The sequence below is a fragment of the Bacillus cereus group sp. BfR-BA-01380 genome (assembly GCF_022663535.1).
GTDB classification, from domain to species: domain Bacteria; phylum Bacillota; class Bacilli; order Bacillales; family Bacillaceae_G; genus Bacillus_A; species Bacillus_A cereus_BB.
In genome coordinates this window covers 134,874-150,097 of record NZ_JAKUFS010000003.1, presented here as the reverse complement: position 1 = coordinate 150,097, position 15,224 = coordinate 134,874, and the positions used below count along the sequence as shown (strand labels likewise).

Genomic DNA, 15,224 nt, shown 5'->3' with positions numbered 1-15,224 from the left:
TGCACCTCGCCACCTTTCTTTGTTTTAAAACGTTGCGCGTGGCAGAAAAAGGCCCTGACCGCTCCTATACATAGCCAGTCCCCTTCGACCATTAAAAAAAATGCTTTTCTGCCTTTTTTTCATCGCGTGACTGAGTGGGTGTAAATTCGTAATATTAAAACTTATTAACTTGTTCTCCAAGGTAACTTGTTACATTTTTTAATTGTCTTAATGTATCTTTTTGAGACTGCTGGTCAGTTGTATCAACATTAGTAGATAATTTTGTAATATTATTTTTGATTAGATTCAAATCTTCTTTATAGCGTTTTAGTAGGTCAAGTTCTACATCTACTTGATTTGCAAATGTATGTAAATCATTTTGCGTAATAAGAAGCATTGATTTTTGTAAATCTGCTACTGTTAGGTTTTTTGTTAAATCATAAAACTTTTGGTTTTGTTGCTCTAAATCATCTAAATGTGCTCGTTGCTCTGCTGTTAGTTTATTTACTTCAGCGAAGGCACTATATGTTTTTTTGACTTTTTCAGGGTCAATAACTTTCGTAAGGTCATACTCTTGTGTCTTTGTAATTGCAGCTGCAGCTAGTTCGCCTTTTTTGTTTTTTTCAATTGCTTCACGAGCTTCCTTTTTGGCAGCTTCAATCTCTAGAGCAGATTTACCTTTTTCTTTCAATTCCTGCTCTACTTTTTTCTCTGCTTCTAAAATAGAGTTGTTAATTTCTTTTCCTTTGTTATACGCCGCCACTGCTGTTTGAGCAGCTGGTTCAATGATATCTTTTGAAAGACTATAGACTTCTTTGAATATATTAAATCCTTGTTCATTTAAAGCGCCTGGTAACAATGCTATTTGTTGTAAATCATCTTGAATTGATTTTTGGGTATTTTGTAATTCATTTTTTAGTTGGTCTATTTTCCCTGTTCCATCTGAACTTAGTACACCTTGCGCTTTTGTCACATCAGTGTCGAGATCTGTAAGTTTTTTATCGAGTTGTAATTTAAGATCTGTTAGTTCATTAATTTGGCGCTGCACGTTATCTTGGTTCGTCATAGCCATGTCTTGAAGAACTTCAAGTCTATCCAAAAACCCTTCTTTATCCTCTTTATTGTCTACAAATCCTTTTAATGCTGGATAATAGTTATTAAATTTAGTTACGAATCCTTTACTTTTTGCATTTAATAGAATTAACTTTGGATAAAGTTCCGATGACCATTCGTTCATATCTTGTTTGATTAGGGATTGGTTCGTATTTAAAGATGGAACTTCCATTAGTTGTATATTAGGATTTACTAAAGCTTTATCTATATATGTTTGGATTAATTTAGATTGCGCACCTAATTTTCGTAATGATGAGGAAATATCCGTGTTCTCTTGTTGCGTTTCGGCCTTAACGATTGGCGTTGCGAGAGCATTGATAGGAATATTCGCTCCAGTAACAATGGATGTTATTAAAAATCCTGTAATTATTTTATTTTTCATTCCGTACACCTCTTCACGATTGTCTGTTTACAATCTTATTTATATATCTTGAACGATCTATCGCTTTGTTTTCTCCTTGCATAATTGAGGTAGGAGAATTCTTTCGGATAGAGTGTTAAATCAAGAAACTCTCGTTAGTATCTATTTTTATAGAATGTAAGGACCCTACGCCCTCATTGTAAACATTATGTTTTTAAGAAGTAAACAACAAAATTTCACCGCTTACATCTGATAATTACAATATTTGATTTTTATATTTTAAAAAACATTATATCTAAAAAGTTAAATAATACGGATTGCTTTACTAAGTGAAATAATTATACTCTGATAATTAAGTCTAAAATGTAATGATTTTCATTTATCTATATGAATTATTTGATAAAAAATTTTTTTAATATAATTTAATAGTACTTTGTATGTTGCTTTCCTTTATTTAGGAAATGCAAAATTGCATATAAATATGGTCACATCAACGATAAATAATCCGGAATATTATTATTGTATGAATAGTAATTATATTTCCTGTAAGCATTACAGGAGAAAATTTCCTTCCGCAGGGAATGAGATAAGATATGCTAAAAATATTACTAAATGTACACCTTTAATAATATTTTTATATATAAATCATTATAGGTAGATTAATAGATGAAGTGGAATGGCGGAAAAAAGTTTGAATATATTCGTATTAGTAGCAAGAAGCAAAGTGAAGGTAGACAACTATATAGTGCATCTTTAAATGTGCTGCAAGTAGTACCTATTTTACAGAATGGTTGATTTGTGAATTTAGTAAAATAAGGCTCTTAATCCCTTTAGTGGAATATAAAGCTATTACGACAAAATGTAACAAATATGAACTTGTATATTTGGTAAAATAGATGAGTGAATTATTTATATGATTGTTCTAGGGGGATTATTAGATGTTGAAAAAGTTAGTAACACTACTTATTTGTAGTATGTGTGCCTTTAGTTTAGCGGCATGCGGCAATAATGCGAAGGCGACAGAAAACAAGGATACAAAAGCAACAGAACAAAAAAAGATTGAGGAACAAAAGAAAGCTGAGGAACAAAAGAAGCAAGAAGAGGAAAAGAAAAAGCAGGAAGAAGTAAAGAAACAACAAGAAAGCAGTACGTATGAAGATGTTGCAGTGGCGGATCGTGAAAATAACACGCCAAACAGTACGGAAAATAAAGTACAACATGAAAGTTTAGTAACTGGTTCAATTCATCATATTGATGATGAAAAAAATAAAATGAATACGAATCGCGTTGTGAACGCAACTGTAATTAAAAATATTGACGGCGATACGTTGAAAGTGAAATTAGAGAACGGAAAGGAAGAAACAGTGCGCTTTCTTCTTGTTGATACACCGGAAACAAAGCATCCACGTCTAGGTGTGCAACCATTTGGGCCAGAAGCAAGTGCATTCACTAAGAAATACGCAAGCGAAGGAAAGAAAATTCAGCTTGAATTAGATGTAAGTGATCGTGAAAAATACGGACGTCTATTAGCTTATGTATGGGTAGATGGTCAAATGTTAAACCGATTATTAGTGGAGCAAGGATTGGCACGCGTGGCATATGTATATGCTCCGAATACAAAGTATGTTGATTATTTGCGTGAATTCCAAACAAAGGCACAGGCAAATAAAAAAGGCATTTGGAGTGTAGAAAACTATGCAACAGATAACGGATTTGAGAAGAGTAAAGTAGCAAAGCCTGCTACACCTGCACCAGCTCCGAAACAATCACAACCAAAAACAGAAGCACAACCAAAGCCAGAACCGAAACCAGAACAAAAACAACAAGTGCAACAACAACCAAATAACAACTTACCACAAGGTGAATATCATTTTAGCAGCTGTAAAGAAGCAAAAGCAGCCGGGTTCTCCAATATTCCGAAAGGTCACCCCGCTTATTCTTCTAAGCTAGACCGAGATGGCGATGGGGTCGCTTGTGATAAGTAAATACAAAAAGGATTCGCCTGATACGCGAATCCTTTTTGTTTAAATCTCTAAAATTGGTACAACAAGAATGTTTTTGCGTTTTTTTAATATATAAATCCATTTTTCAACTTGTATCTATAATAGATGACTTTCTGTTGTTCATAATTTCTTATATTGTTAGTATAGAGTAATAATAAAAACGTGTAGAAATTTATGTCTACACGTTTTTATTAAGATAGAAGAAAAATAATACACCATCCTTTGTATTGGATGCGCCATACTGTACACCGTGTAAATCTAAAATGTTTTTGGAAATGGCAAGTCCTAATCCAGTTCCACCTGTGGAACGTTGTCGAGAAGTATCTCCGCGATAGAAACGCTCCCATATTTTACTGAGTTGTTCTTCAGGAATATGGGATCCTTTGTTTTCTATGCATATTTTTACGCATGTACTCTCTTCTTCTGCTGAAATAATAATTCTTTCATTTTCAGGAGTATAACGAATGGCATTCGTTATAAAGTTTGTGATAACTTGCTCTATGCGATGCGGATTGGCTAACACTTCAATTTCAGAAAGACTCGTTTGAACGTTTAACTGTTTATTTTTTATTTCGAAGGATAGATGTTCACATATATGCTCAATCGTTTTGTTAATAAGAAATGGTCTCATTTCCATTTTATACGTACCGGATTCTAATTTTGCTAATTCAAGCATATCCACAATGAGTAGATTCATCTTGTTTACCTCTGTTTCCATTGCCTTGAAATAGTAATCTTTCTTATGACTAGCGACCCCATCTTTTAAAATAGACATACAACTTGTCATAATACTTAGAGGTGTCTTTAATTCATGTGATACGCCTGCAATAAATTCTTTTCGTGTATGTTCTAATTGTTTTTCTTTTTCTATATCTTGCTGTAGGTTGTTAATGTATGAATGTAACGTAGTTGATAGTATATTAATATTTTGTGATAAGTCACCAATTTCATCTTTTGATGTAATGGGAATTGCTTCTGAAAAATCAAGCTTTGCCATCTTCTGTGTCGTGGTATTGATTTGTAACAATGGTTTTGCAATTTTTTTTGAATAATAAAATGCAGCAAGAAAGATAAGGGACAATGCGAATATAATGATGTATATATAATAGTCTTTTATCATTTGTATAGCTTCATCAACGGGTTGTAAAGATGCTAGTGCGAAAATATATGTGGTTTCACCATTCGGTTCTGTTATTGGTTGAATAAAAAGGCGGTATTTTATACCATTTTCTTCCTTCTCGAGAATTTGTAATGTATCTTGTTTCAATCTCTCTTCATCGAACAATATCTTTGCTTGAAATTCGTTTACTTTTTGCATAAATAAATGATTTGTATAAATCGAATTGGATAGCGTATTTTCTTCAGGAATGTGTATCGTTTGAATTTTCCCATAAACACCTACATTTTGTTGTCCTAAATTATTTTGTTTCATAACATCACGTCCACCGAAATATGAATCTACTTTTTTTAATATTTGTTGATTCACTAATTTTTGATTCACTACTTCTTGATCATTGTCGGCTCTAACTAAATGATAAGGAACTAGGGTGGTACTTGTCTTTGGTGAAACAAAATAACCGAGTAACTTTTTATTAGGCGAGAGATGTTCTTTTAAAGAAATATCCCCTATATTTATAAGATTATACAGTGGTATTATGAGTGTTGTATTAATTAGTTCTTTCTTAGAAGAATCTTCCACTTTTACTTCGATATAAAAGTCATTACCGTTTTTTAAGTTTCCGTTCGTATCTAGTAACGTAATCGAAGCATTATTATTTCTAGAAAAATCTTGTTCGAGTCTTTGAATACTTTGTAAATTATCTTTGTTTTTCACATAATCTTTTTTAAATGATTGTATATTTGTTTTAATCGTATTTATTTTTTTATTTACATAGTATTGTTTGAAAAATACGGTTTGTCCAACAAACACACACGCCAAAATTAACATACATAATACTGTTGTTAAGATAAATAATTTGAATACAATCCCTTTTTTCATAGCTGGTCCTCAAATTTATAACCAGTACGAACAATGGTTACGATAGAGGAGGATTTCTGTCCTAATTTACTTCGTAAATTTCGAATATGACTATTTAGTGTACGGTCATCCCCAGTGAATTCATATCCCCAAATGTGTTGAATTAATTGTTCTCTTGTTATAACAATCCCTTCGTTTTGCATCAAATATGTTAATATTTCAAATTCTGTATGAGTTAAATTAATAACTTCCTCATTTATTGTGATAGTACGTGAAGGAAGATGCACAACAATCTCATTTCTAGATAACAAATTATTTTTAGATGGTTTATGTGCCACATATCTGGTTTCGAGTAATCGTTTTGCTCGCGCGAGTAAAATAGGTGGGCTGTATGGTTTTGTGACATAATCATCTGCCCCTAACTCAAATCCAAGTAATGTATCATCTTCATCGGCTCGAGCTGTCAGCATAATGATAGGTACATTAGATGTTCTTCGAATCTGTCTACAAACAGACCAACCATCTAATTTTGGCAGCATAATATCAAGAATGATTAAATGTACTTCATGTTTTTCAAAAATAGATAGTGCTTCTGTTCCGCTTGTCGCTTCTAGTACTTTATATCCATCGTGTAACAAATAGTCTTTAACAATTTCGCGTAAAATATCTTCGTCTTCTACAATCAAAATAGTTTTTTGCATTGTATCTCTCCTGTATGAATTTAAACTTATTCATTTCATAGTTTTCGAATGGAAATATATAAATTATAGCAAACCCATATAAAGATAAAATAAAGAGTAGAGTAATTCAAGAGGAATATAATTCATTTTACTATCCATAAAAAACGTGTAGAGAGTTATTTTTACACGTTTCTTTTATTTTTCGACTAATTTCTACATTATCTGCACATTATCTTTATTTGTTTGTATTAATATATTTATTGAAAGAGAAATTAATGATTTATATGTATGAGTGAAAAAATAGAGGTGAGTAATATGAAAAAAATATATAGAGGAAATGTAATATTAATAGCTGTAACGATTATGATATTGATTACATGTATTATTTTTGTGTGTAATCCACTTATTTTCTCAAATTCTATAAAAGCAAAAGAAAATCCATTAACAGAACCAACTAAAAAGCACGAAAATCCATTAACAGAACCAACTGAAAAGCACAGTGAAACTCCTGTAAAAAAAGAGATTCCAAAAGATCCAAATGATATTCATATTATTGTAAATAAGAAGAGTATGCTTCCCGATGGATATAGACCAAATGATTTAGTTGTACCAGATGTTACTTTTGCATTTTCTGGTATATGTGAAAAAAGTTATATGCGTAAAGAAGCTGCAAGAGCATTGGAGAAACTGTTTGCGCTAGCTGAAAAAGATGGAATAACATTACAGGCTGTATCTGGATTTCGTTCTCTAGAGTATCAAAAAAGTGTTTATCAAAATAACGTTAGAAAACAAGGTAAGGAGGAAACTGATCGAGTATCTGCAAGACCTGGTCATAGTGAACACCAAACGGGGTTAACAATGGATGTTTCAGCAAGTAGTGTAGATAACACATTAGAACAATCCTTTGGTACTACAAAAGAAGGAAAATGGTTGGCTGAAAATGCCTATCGTGCAGGGTTTATTATTCGGTACTTAAAAGGAAAAGAAAATATTACAGGGTATTCATACGAACCATGGCACATTCGATATGTAGGCGATATTGCAAAAGAAATTTATGAAAAAGGTATCACGTTAGAAGAATATTACAATGAAAATTAGTGATATTCTTATTACAAATAATCTATACATGGTGGGTGCTTTTCATCAGTGGGAATAAAGGAGAACGCATTACATGTCTATCAAGTTCGGATTTAGAAGTCCCATCTAAACGAGAATTTTCCTTCTATACAGTTAGTTATTATCTCGTTTTTTTCATTTTGGGAACAAAGAATTTCTTAACTTGATGGCGATGGGATTGCTTGTGATAAGTAAATATAAAAAAGGATTCGCTTAATACGCGAATCTTTTTTTGTATTTTACTCGCTGCTTATTGATAAGGTTATACTTAACAATCAAGATAACTATATAAATTCATTTTAAAAAATAGTAGGTGGAGTGTATGATTCGAAAAGTGATTTTTGCTGCTTATGAAAAAGAGTCTGAGGCTAATTATAATACGGCATGTTTTTGACGGTATTGTCTAGGAGTAGTATTCGTGAACTTTTTGAAAATCTTTGTGAAGTAACTTTGATCGTTAAAGTTAAGCCAAGCACAAATATCGGATAAAGGATATGTAGTTAATGTTAGTAATTTTTTTGCTTCTTCTACCCGTTCCATCTGAATATATTCACTTAAAGGGATACCTACTTCTTCTCTAAATAATTTAGATAAATAAGTAGGATGTATATTAATAACATTAGCGAGATCATGGAGGGATATTTCATGGTAGATGTTTTTCGTAATATGATTTAGGCATGTAGTGATCGTATGCGAATACTTGTGAACGTTATAGTCTTTAACACGATCTGCAAAAGTACATAAAGCATCTTCTATTAATCTATTAACAGAGTACATATTATCTAGTTGTTCGAGGGTTTGTATATATAAAGCACTAAGCGAAAAAGCAATTTCTGATGGAAGGTTACCCTCTATTGCATATCGAGTAGCTAGGGTAATGGCAATAATTCCATTATTTTTTTGGTGTCTGAGTTGATTTCCTTTTGATAAAGTTACAGCATCTTCTTGTGGGAATGCATACGCATATTCTATTACTTTCTCCTTGTTTCCTTCCTTGATGTTTGTGAAAAATTTCCTTTCTAATAATATATCATAATTACTTGGATTATTTTGACGACGGGTTGAAATATATAAATCAGGATTTACAATCGTATAGGAAGTTTCTTCTAATAATTTATTTTTCTTCCAAACAGTGTTTACATCTAATTTTTTATTATAAATCATGTAATATAATAAAATGCCTATATGAATTAAAGTTATTTTTTTAATTATAGGTACTGAATGATAGTAATCGATTCCGTCCTGTACTTTAGTAGTCAAATCAGATTCATTCATAAGTTTAATGACCATGTCTTTTGATATTTTGGGATATACGGAAGGACCAATAATAAGAGTTCCTTCCGTATGTATATTATTTGCTATGTGAATGAAGAGGAAGTTTTCTAGATAACGATTGGCTTTGATAAGTGGAAAATTATTGAGATCATTTTCTTGATACAGATCACGTAGTTGTTCTTCTTTGGAAGAATAAAAGGGGCTACAAGTATCGCTAGAAATATATTCGTACAAGATATCTTTGTTTGTGGATAAAAAACGGACAGGAATTGCAAAAGTTTCATAGATTAAGTGGTACAGATATTGTATATCGTTGACTTTATTCATGATATCCTCCTTTGAATTTTTAGTGAATTACCAAAAAAATTTAAAAAGATACTACCATATATTTCTTTTAAAAACACTTGTTTTAAAATCTGCGCATTTTAACTGGATTTACAGGCTTATCTTTTTTAGTCTGCGAGCTTTGTTCTATCATCTACCTCACTTCCTGTTCTTTGCTCCATCCCACTATGATTAAACTTCTTTACATAGCTTGAAATTGCTTCGTGATGTACTCCATCTTTCTGCCGCTTGAATCGCATGATTTCTCCTCGCTTTTTCATAGGTGCCCTTCTTTTAAGTTAGTTGAAATGAAAAATATATATTTGTTAATTCGGATATACATTTTTACGGAAAATATCTGCAAATTTCTATAAAAAAATACCATTTATGATAATAAATTACCATAAATTCAATGGAATAACATTTAATATTTTTAATGTAAGGAACATTTTTCAAAACAGTATAAAGAGGGAGGGGAACTATTTTTCACTTTATAGTTGTTTAGGTGTGAAGCTTCACTATTTTCGAAAGGGGGAAAAGGAGAGGACACGATGAATAAAAACATATCTATAGTTGTGATATTTCTTTTGTTATTACAGTTATTCTTGCCAGGTTTGCAATCCCTCGCTGCGTCGCCAGCCACAGGAATAGAGCATACGTTACGAACGAAAGAAACAGCGAATATGTGTTTAAGAGAACATGAAGGAGAAATAAAATTTCAGTGGCCATCCAACAAAAAGAAAATAGACCTTGTAATTGTCCAAGATGCAAGTGGGAGTTTTAGGGACACTATAGGAAGTGTGAAGAGTTCATTAAAAAAAATTGTTGATCAATTGGATCCGCAAAATGATCGAGTTATGGTAACAAGTTATCAAGATTACCTTGGATATAAAAAGATGAATGGTAGCGTACTGGACCAAAGGGGATCGGGCATAAAAACTATTTTGCAGTCAGGTTTAAATAGTGGTTTTCAGTCTGCCAAAAATGGGATTGACAAAATTAGCGCGAATAGCGGAACGCCAACTGCAAGTGGTCTTCAATTTGCATTGCAGCAATATGAGCAAGCAAAAGGACAAAATGATCCAGATCGCGAGACAATTTTCTTACTAGTAACAGATGGTGTTGCGAACGTTCGTTTAGATGGATATATCTATAAAGAAACAAATCAACTAACAGATACAGGACCAGGATATAGTTCTAGTGAATATGGTCAAGATTACAAAGGAGCTTTACGGGAAGTTACCGATATAGCTGGGCAGATAAAACAAAAAGGATATAAATTAGTTACTGCTTTCTCGGAAGACAGAAAATCTTTATCAGCTCCTAATCAATATCATACAAAGTATGATAAAGAAGTAGGACCATATGCAAGGAATGCACTTCAAAATATGGCGACGAAACCGGAATGGTTTGTCTTATCAAGTAATATTGAAGAGTTTTCTAAGAAATTGTTTGAGATAATAAGTGAAGTTACAAAAAATGACAAGCTGGTTTTAGATTTTTACAATGATCTGCAAGTAACGGGATTCAATGGATCTGGACCGAACGGTGTTACGACGAAACCTATTTTAAAAGATAATCAATTAACTTGGGATCTCTCAAAACAACCAGAAGGAATGTATACACTTACTTATAAAGTAAAAGAAACAAAGCCGCAGCTAAATCCATTTGATGTTGCGGGTGGATATTTCCTTTTGTATGATACAAAAGGAAATATCCACCCGCAAAAGCAAGTCCTAATCCGAATGCAGGAAATTGTTCCAATCAAGTAACGAAGAAGGTTTCGGATGTAGATGAAAAATTAGTAGAGGGTGCATCGCTAACTACAATTGATGAAGAGTTTACATATGATGTAAATTACAATTTTGGCTACGATGTGGAATCAAAAACAGAAATTAAGTTACAAGACGACTTAGAAGATATACTAGAAATTTTAGATACCAAATTAACGAATACTAAAGGTGAAGTGATTTCAATACAGCCGTCGATTGATAATGAAAAGTCTATCGTTTCATACAAGATTCCTCAGCAAAATGGTTCCTATGCTTATCTAGCAGGAGAGCGGTATAAGCTAACTATTAAAGCAAAAATTAAGTTGGGTACAAATATTGAGGTATTGAAACAATATATTTCAAACGGCGGGATTCCAAATACGGCAAATCTTGTATTAGATGATCAAGCGTTAACATCGAATAAAGTTACGGTCACTCCTCGAATTGAAGAGCCGAAACTTCATAAAACGGTTTCTGACACAGATGAGAAAAATGTAGAAGAAGCTACATTATCAGATATAAAAGAGAAATTCACCTGGAATGTAAAATATGAATTTGGAAATGCGCCAAGTAGTTACAATTCCATCATATTAAGTGATGATTTAGAGGACATTTTAGACATTACTGATGTAAAAGTTGTGAATAAAAAGGGTGAAACGATCAACGTTCAACCGAAAATTGATTCAGTTTCGAAAAAGGTAACAGTAGAATTACCGAAAAAAGATGGAAGTTATGCATATTTAACGAACGAAACATACACGTTACAAATTGCTTCTAAAATTTCTGATGTTGCATCACCAGAAGAATTGGCGAAATATTTAGTAAAGGGTAAAGTACCAAATAAAGCAGAGCTCGTATTGGATAATAACCCGAAAATATCTAATGAAGTAAATGTTATCTTACCGAAAGAAGATCCAAAGATAACAAAAACAGTATCAGATCGCGATGAAAAAAATGTAGAGAAAGCTACATTGCAAGCGAAAGATGAGGAATTTACTTGGAATGTCAAGTATCAGTTCGGCACTGATACTGCAAAGTTAGAAAAAGTAGTACTGCAAGACGATCTAGAAGATATCCTTAATATTTTGGAAGTGAAGCTTGTAGATGCGAGCGGTAAAGCGATAGAAGTTACACCGCAAATTGATGAGACAACGAAGAAGATAACAATTGAGTTGCCGAAGAAAGAGGATAGCTATGCGTATTTAGCAGGACAAACGTATACGATGCACATGAAGGTGAAAATTGCCGATAGTACTTCAGTTGAAGTAATTGCGCAGTATTTAGCTAAAGGTGGCATACCGAATAAAGCAGAGCTCGTATTTGATCACAACTCAATGATGTCTAATGAAGCAAAAGTTGTACCGCCAATTGGTCAAATCGAAATTGAGAAAGTCGATGCGAAAGATGAAAATTTGAAACTGAAAAATGCGGTGTTTCAAATTTTGGATCAAGACGGTAAAGAAGTTGGCAGAGTAACGACAGATGAAAATGGTAAGGCAGTTTCTGAACAATTATTGTTTGGAACGTACATGATTAAAGAAATAAAAGCGCCAGATGGTTATATGTTGTTGAGAGATCCTATTGAAGTAGAAATAACTGCAAATAAATCCATACAAAAGATAAGAGTTGCAAATACGAAGAGTGAATGGAATATTCCAAACACTGGTGGCGTAGGAGCGAATATTTTCTATATTATTGGGGCTGTCTTGATGGTGGTAACACTATTTTTGTTTTTCCGTAAGAGAAACAAAAATTAATAGAATTCAAAATTTGTAGGGATAATAAAGGAGAGAAGAACTGTGAAAAAGATTTTTAGTATGCTTTTAGTCTTTGTATTAGCCTTTTCTACATTCCCAAGTATGTTTGCAAGTGCAGCTTCAAAAACGACAGGCTCTTTAACAATTCATAAGTATGAACAAGAAAAAGATGGGAAACCAGGCGCTGAAGGTGATGGATCTGCGAATCAAACCGTTCCTGGTGATGCAAAGCCGTTACAAGGTGTAACGTTTGAGATTAAACAAATTATGTCATTCGAAAAAATTTCAAGTGATGGAAAGATTGTTAAGGAAAGTGTAAAACCTGTTACAAATGCAAAAACAATTCAAGTGACAACAGATGCAAATGGACAAGCGGTATTTAAAGACCTTCCGTTAGGACGTTACGAAGTAAAAGAAATTGCTGGCCCAGCACATGTTAACTTAAGTCCAAATACGTATACAGTTGATATTCCAATGACAAGCAAAAATGGTGATGTGTTAAACTATGATGTTCATATGTATCCGAAGAATGAAATTAAACGCGGAGCAGTAGAATTAACGAAAACAGGTGCAAAAGATAAAGCATTAACGGGTGCTGAATTCTCTTTATTTAAAGAAGATGGTACAGAAGTTCAAAAAGGTTTAGTAACAAGTGCAAATGGTAACATTCGTGTTCAAGGTTTAGAGTATGGTAAGTACTATTTCCAAGAAACAAAAGCACCAGCGGGATATGTTGTAGATCCAAAAAAATATGAGTTCTTTATTTCACAATCAGGTACAACGAATGAAGATGGTACAATTACATCTGGCGTAGTCGTAAAAATAGCAGTGAAAAACTACGAAGAGCCAACGATTGATAAAAAGATTAATGGAGATCAAGAAGCGGCAGCGATGAATCCGCTAACGGATTACAATTATGATATTAAAACATTAATTCCAGAAGATATGAAAGACTATAAACATTATGTGGTAACAGATACTCTCGATAACCGATTAGCTATTCAAGGTAAGCCAGTCGTAAAAATCGATGGTGTAGAAGTAGATGCAAGTGTTGTAGAAGTAGTTGTAGACGGTCAAAAAGTAACAGCTACTGTAAAGGATTTTTCAAAATTAGCTGGTAAAAAAGAGTTCCATTTACAAATTAAATCACAAATTAAAGAAGGCGTACCAGTCGGAACAGAAATTTCAAATACAGCAACAATTAATTTTACAAATAAAAATGATGTAACTGGTGAAAAAGGAACGAAACCAGTAATTGTTACGCCAACAACTGGTAGCATTCAATTAACAAAAGTTGATAGTAATGATGGTAAAAAGTTACAAGGTGCGGAATTTAAATTAAGAGATAAAAAGGGTAATGTAGTAATCGTAGAAGGAAAAGAAGTAAAAGGTGTATCAGATGAAAATGGTATGATTTCATGGAATAACCTTCCATATGGAGAGTATCAAGTTGTCGAAACAAAGGCACCAACTTATAAAAAAGATGATGGTTCAACAGCTTCTTATCAACAATTAAGAGACCCAATTGATGTAACAATCGATACAGAGCACAAAACAATCAAATTGAATGTAGAAAATAACAAAAGTGGTTGGATCCTTCCTTCAACAGGTGGTATGGGAACAATTCTCTTTACTGTAATGGGCCTTGTAGTAATGGCCGGGGCAGCATTTGTTTTCTTCAGAAGAAAGCCTGTAAATAATTAAGTCTTTACAGAATCATAATAGTTGAATGCCAAAAGAGGAGGCGCAAATAGCTTTCCTCTTTTCAACATTTAGTGGACTGAGAGGAGGAACTATGAAACGTCATACCATCTTTGGCTGCATTTTTTTATTAGGACTCGGTATTTTTTTATATCCATTTGTCAGCAATTGGCTAGCAACAAGAACACAGTACTCTCAAATTAGTTCCTATGATACAAAAGTAAAGGCACTTCAAAAGAAAGAATTGGAACGCCGGGAAAAAGAGGCGAACGAATATAATAAACAAGTGCAAAACTCCCCGCAAACATTTGCAGATCCATTTGCCAAGCAACAAACAAACAATCAAAAATCGTATGCAGATGCACTGAATTTAGGGGATGTAATGGGTTATGTGGAAATACCGAAAATTGATGTAAAACTTCCCATTTATCATGGTACTTCTGAGGAAGTGTTGAGTCGCGGAGTAGGGCATTTAGATGAATCTTCTTTGCCGATAGGTGGGAACAGTACGCATACAGTTTTAACAGGACACCGCGGATTGCCTTCAGCGACATTATTTACCGATCTAGATAAAATGGAAAAAGGAGATGTTTTCTATATTCATTCGCTAGATAAGGTTCTTGCCTATAAAATAGATCAAGTGAAAGTTGTGCTTCCAAATGAAATCGATGATTTATTAGTTATAAAAGATCAAGATTATACAACGTTACTTACATGTACGCCTTACGGGGTGAATACACATCGATTGTTAGTGAGAGGTCATCGCGTACCGTATGAGCCAAAAGAAAAAGAAAAAGAGATAAACAAAGAAAAAACATTGATGTTAGAAGATTGGGTGATAGAAGTTTCAATAGCTATTTTAGTTGTGCTTGCACTGACTATTTATATAAGAAAGCAGAAACAGAGACAAAGAAAGGTAAGTTAAATTTAAAATATTGTTTTTATGAATCGTTATAAGGATTTGAATTTCTCTTAGAATAGAAAATTCAAATCCTTTTTTTGTTTGGATATCTTTGGAGTAATCCGGGTCTCTCTAGTTTTCTCAAAAAAATTCATAACGTCATAATAATTATGAAAGATGTTTGCAAGACTTTTGTAATATTTATGAGAGAGAAATGAAAGATTTGTTGGATATGATGAAGTTAATCTTACTAGTAGAGGTACT

General features: G+C 32.9%; 12 protein-coding genes and 1 pseudogene. 8 read left to right on the top strand and 5 right to left on the bottom strand.

Annotated features, from left to right (window positions below; genetic code table 11):
• Positions 1-154: 154 nt before the first annotated feature.
• Positions 155-1,474, bottom strand: coding sequence for a hemolysin BL lytic component L2 (gene hblC, locus MR076_RS04060; RefSeq protein ID WP_242217921.1), 1,320 nt, complete (start codon positions 1,472-1,474; stop codon positions 155-157).
• Between the two features lie 645 nt (positions 1,475-2,119).
• Here hblC and MR076_RS26325 point away from each other — a divergent pair.
• Both MR076_RS26325 and MR076_RS04055 read left to right on the top strand, forming a co-directional pair.
• Positions 2,120-2,248: a hypothetical protein gene (locus MR076_RS26325; protein ID WP_277928354.1), complete on the top strand. Its 129-nt coding sequence runs from the start codon at positions 2,120-2,122 to the stop codon at positions 2,246-2,248.
• A 143-nt stretch (positions 2,249-2,391) separates the two neighbouring features.
• Positions 2,392-3,438, top strand: a complete 1,047-nt coding sequence (locus MR076_RS04055) for a thermonuclease family protein (protein WP_242217919.1) — start codon at positions 2,392-2,394, stop codon at positions 3,436-3,438.
• 196 nt (positions 3,439-3,634) lie between these two features.
• Here the strand turns inward: MR076_RS04055 and MR076_RS04050 are convergent, their stop codons facing one another.
• Both MR076_RS04050 and MR076_RS04045 read right to left on the bottom strand, forming a co-directional pair.
• Complete coding sequence (locus tag MR076_RS04050; protein WP_242217917.1) at positions 3,635-5,455, bottom strand: sensor histidine kinase; 1,821 nt, start codon at positions 5,453-5,455, stop codon at positions 3,635-3,637.
• Positions 5,452-6,135: a response regulator transcription factor gene (locus MR076_RS04045; protein WP_242217916.1), complete on the bottom strand. Its 684-nt coding sequence runs from the start codon at positions 6,133-6,135 to the stop codon at positions 5,452-5,454. The genes MR076_RS04050 and MR076_RS04045 overlap by 4 nt, the downstream gene beginning before the upstream one ends.
• A 294-nt stretch (positions 6,136-6,429) precedes the next feature.
• Between MR076_RS04045 and MR076_RS04040 the strand changes: the two genes are divergently transcribed.
• On the top strand, positions 6,430-7,212 hold the full coding sequence (locus MR076_RS04040; RefSeq protein ID WP_242217914.1) for a M15 family metallopeptidase: 783 nt from the start codon (positions 6,430-6,432) through the stop codon (positions 7,210-7,212).
• A 390-nt stretch (positions 7,213-7,602) separates the two neighbouring features.
• Here MR076_RS04040 and MR076_RS04035 read toward each other — a convergent pair whose 3' ends face one another.
• Positions 7,603-8,832, bottom strand: a complete 1,230-nt coding sequence (locus tag MR076_RS04035) for an AraC family transcriptional regulator (protein WP_242217912.1) — start codon at positions 8,830-8,832, stop codon at positions 7,603-7,605.
• A 125-nt stretch (positions 8,833-8,957) separates the two neighbouring features.
• Complete coding sequence (locus MR076_RS04030; protein ID WP_242217910.1) at positions 8,958-9,110, bottom strand: hypothetical protein; 153 nt, start codon at positions 9,108-9,110, stop codon at positions 8,958-8,960.
• Positions 9,111-9,380: 270 nt separating this feature from the next.
• Between MR076_RS04030 and MR076_RS04025 the strand changes: the two genes are divergently transcribed.
• The 5 genes and pseudogenes from MR076_RS04025 to MR076_RS04005 all read left to right on the top strand — a co-directional run bounded on the left by MR076_RS04025 (position 9,381) and on the right by MR076_RS04005 (position 14,984).
• Positions 9,381-10,601 (top strand): vWA domain-containing protein, encoded by a 1,221-nt coding sequence (locus tag MR076_RS04025; RefSeq protein ID WP_242217908.1) that lies wholly within the window; start codon positions 9,381-9,383, stop codon positions 10,599-10,601.
• Between the two features lie 53 nt (positions 10,602-10,654).
• Positions 10,655-11,863 (top strand): annotated as a pseudogene (locus tag MR076_RS04020) (isopeptide-forming domain-containing fimbrial protein); the annotation flags it as partial.
• A gap of 72 nt (positions 11,864-11,935) precedes the next feature.
• A complete protein-coding gene (locus MR076_RS04015) occupies positions 11,936-12,358 on the top strand; it encodes an MSCRAMM family protein (protein ID WP_313897300.1) in 423 nt (140 codons plus the stop codon).
• Positions 12,359-12,400: 42 nt separating this feature from the next.
• On the top strand, positions 12,401-14,062 hold the full coding sequence (locus MR076_RS04010; RefSeq protein ID WP_242217906.1) for a SpaH/EbpB family LPXTG-anchored major pilin: 1,662 nt from the start codon (positions 12,401-12,403) through the stop codon (positions 14,060-14,062).
• A 91-nt stretch (positions 14,063-14,153) separates the two neighbouring features.
• Positions 14,154-14,984 (top strand): class C sortase, encoded by an 831-nt coding sequence (locus MR076_RS04005; RefSeq protein WP_242217904.1) that lies wholly within the window; start codon positions 14,154-14,156, stop codon positions 14,982-14,984.
• Positions 14,985-15,224 lie beyond the last annotated feature (240 nt).

Excerpts from the sequence above, each read along its gene's own strand:
- MR076_RS04025 (WP_242217908.1), top strand. The coding sequence starts at position 9,381 with ATGAATAAAAACATATCTATAGTTGTGATATTTCTTTTGTTATTACAG.
- MR076_RS04040 (WP_242217914.1), top strand. The coding sequence starts at position 6,430 with ATGAAAAAAATATATAGAGGAAATGTAATATTAATAGCTGTAACGATT.
- MR076_RS04045 (WP_242217916.1), bottom strand. The coding sequence starts at position 6,135 with ATGCAAAAAACTATTTTGATTGTAGAAGACGAAGATATTTTACGCGAA.
- MR076_RS04030 (WP_242217910.1), bottom strand. The coding sequence starts at position 9,110 with ATGAAAAAGCGAGGAGAAATCATGCGATTCAAGCGGCAGAAAGATGGA.
- MR076_RS04015 (WP_313897300.1), top strand. The coding sequence starts at position 11,936 with ATGATGTCTAATGAAGCAAAAGTTGTACCGCCAATTGGTCAAATCGAA.
- MR076_RS04035 (WP_242217912.1), bottom strand. The coding sequence starts at position 8,832 with ATGAATAAAGTCAACGATATACAATATCTGTACCACTTAATCTATGAA.
- MR076_RS04050 (WP_242217917.1), bottom strand. The coding sequence starts at position 5,455 with ATGAAAAAAGGGATTGTATTCAAATTATTTATCTTAACAACAGTATTA.
- MR076_RS04005 (WP_242217904.1), top strand. The coding sequence starts at position 14,154 with ATGAAACGTCATACCATCTTTGGCTGCATTTTTTTATTAGGACTCGGT.
- hblC (WP_242217921.1), bottom strand. The coding sequence starts at position 1,474 with ATGAAAAATAAAATAATTACAGGATTTTTAATAACATCCATTGTTACT.
- MR076_RS04055 (WP_242217919.1), top strand. The coding sequence starts at position 2,392 with ATGTTGAAAAAGTTAGTAACACTACTTATTTGTAGTATGTGTGCCTTT.
- MR076_RS26325 (WP_277928354.1), top strand. The coding sequence starts at position 2,120 with ATGAAGTGGAATGGCGGAAAAAAGTTTGAATATATTCGTATTAGTAGC.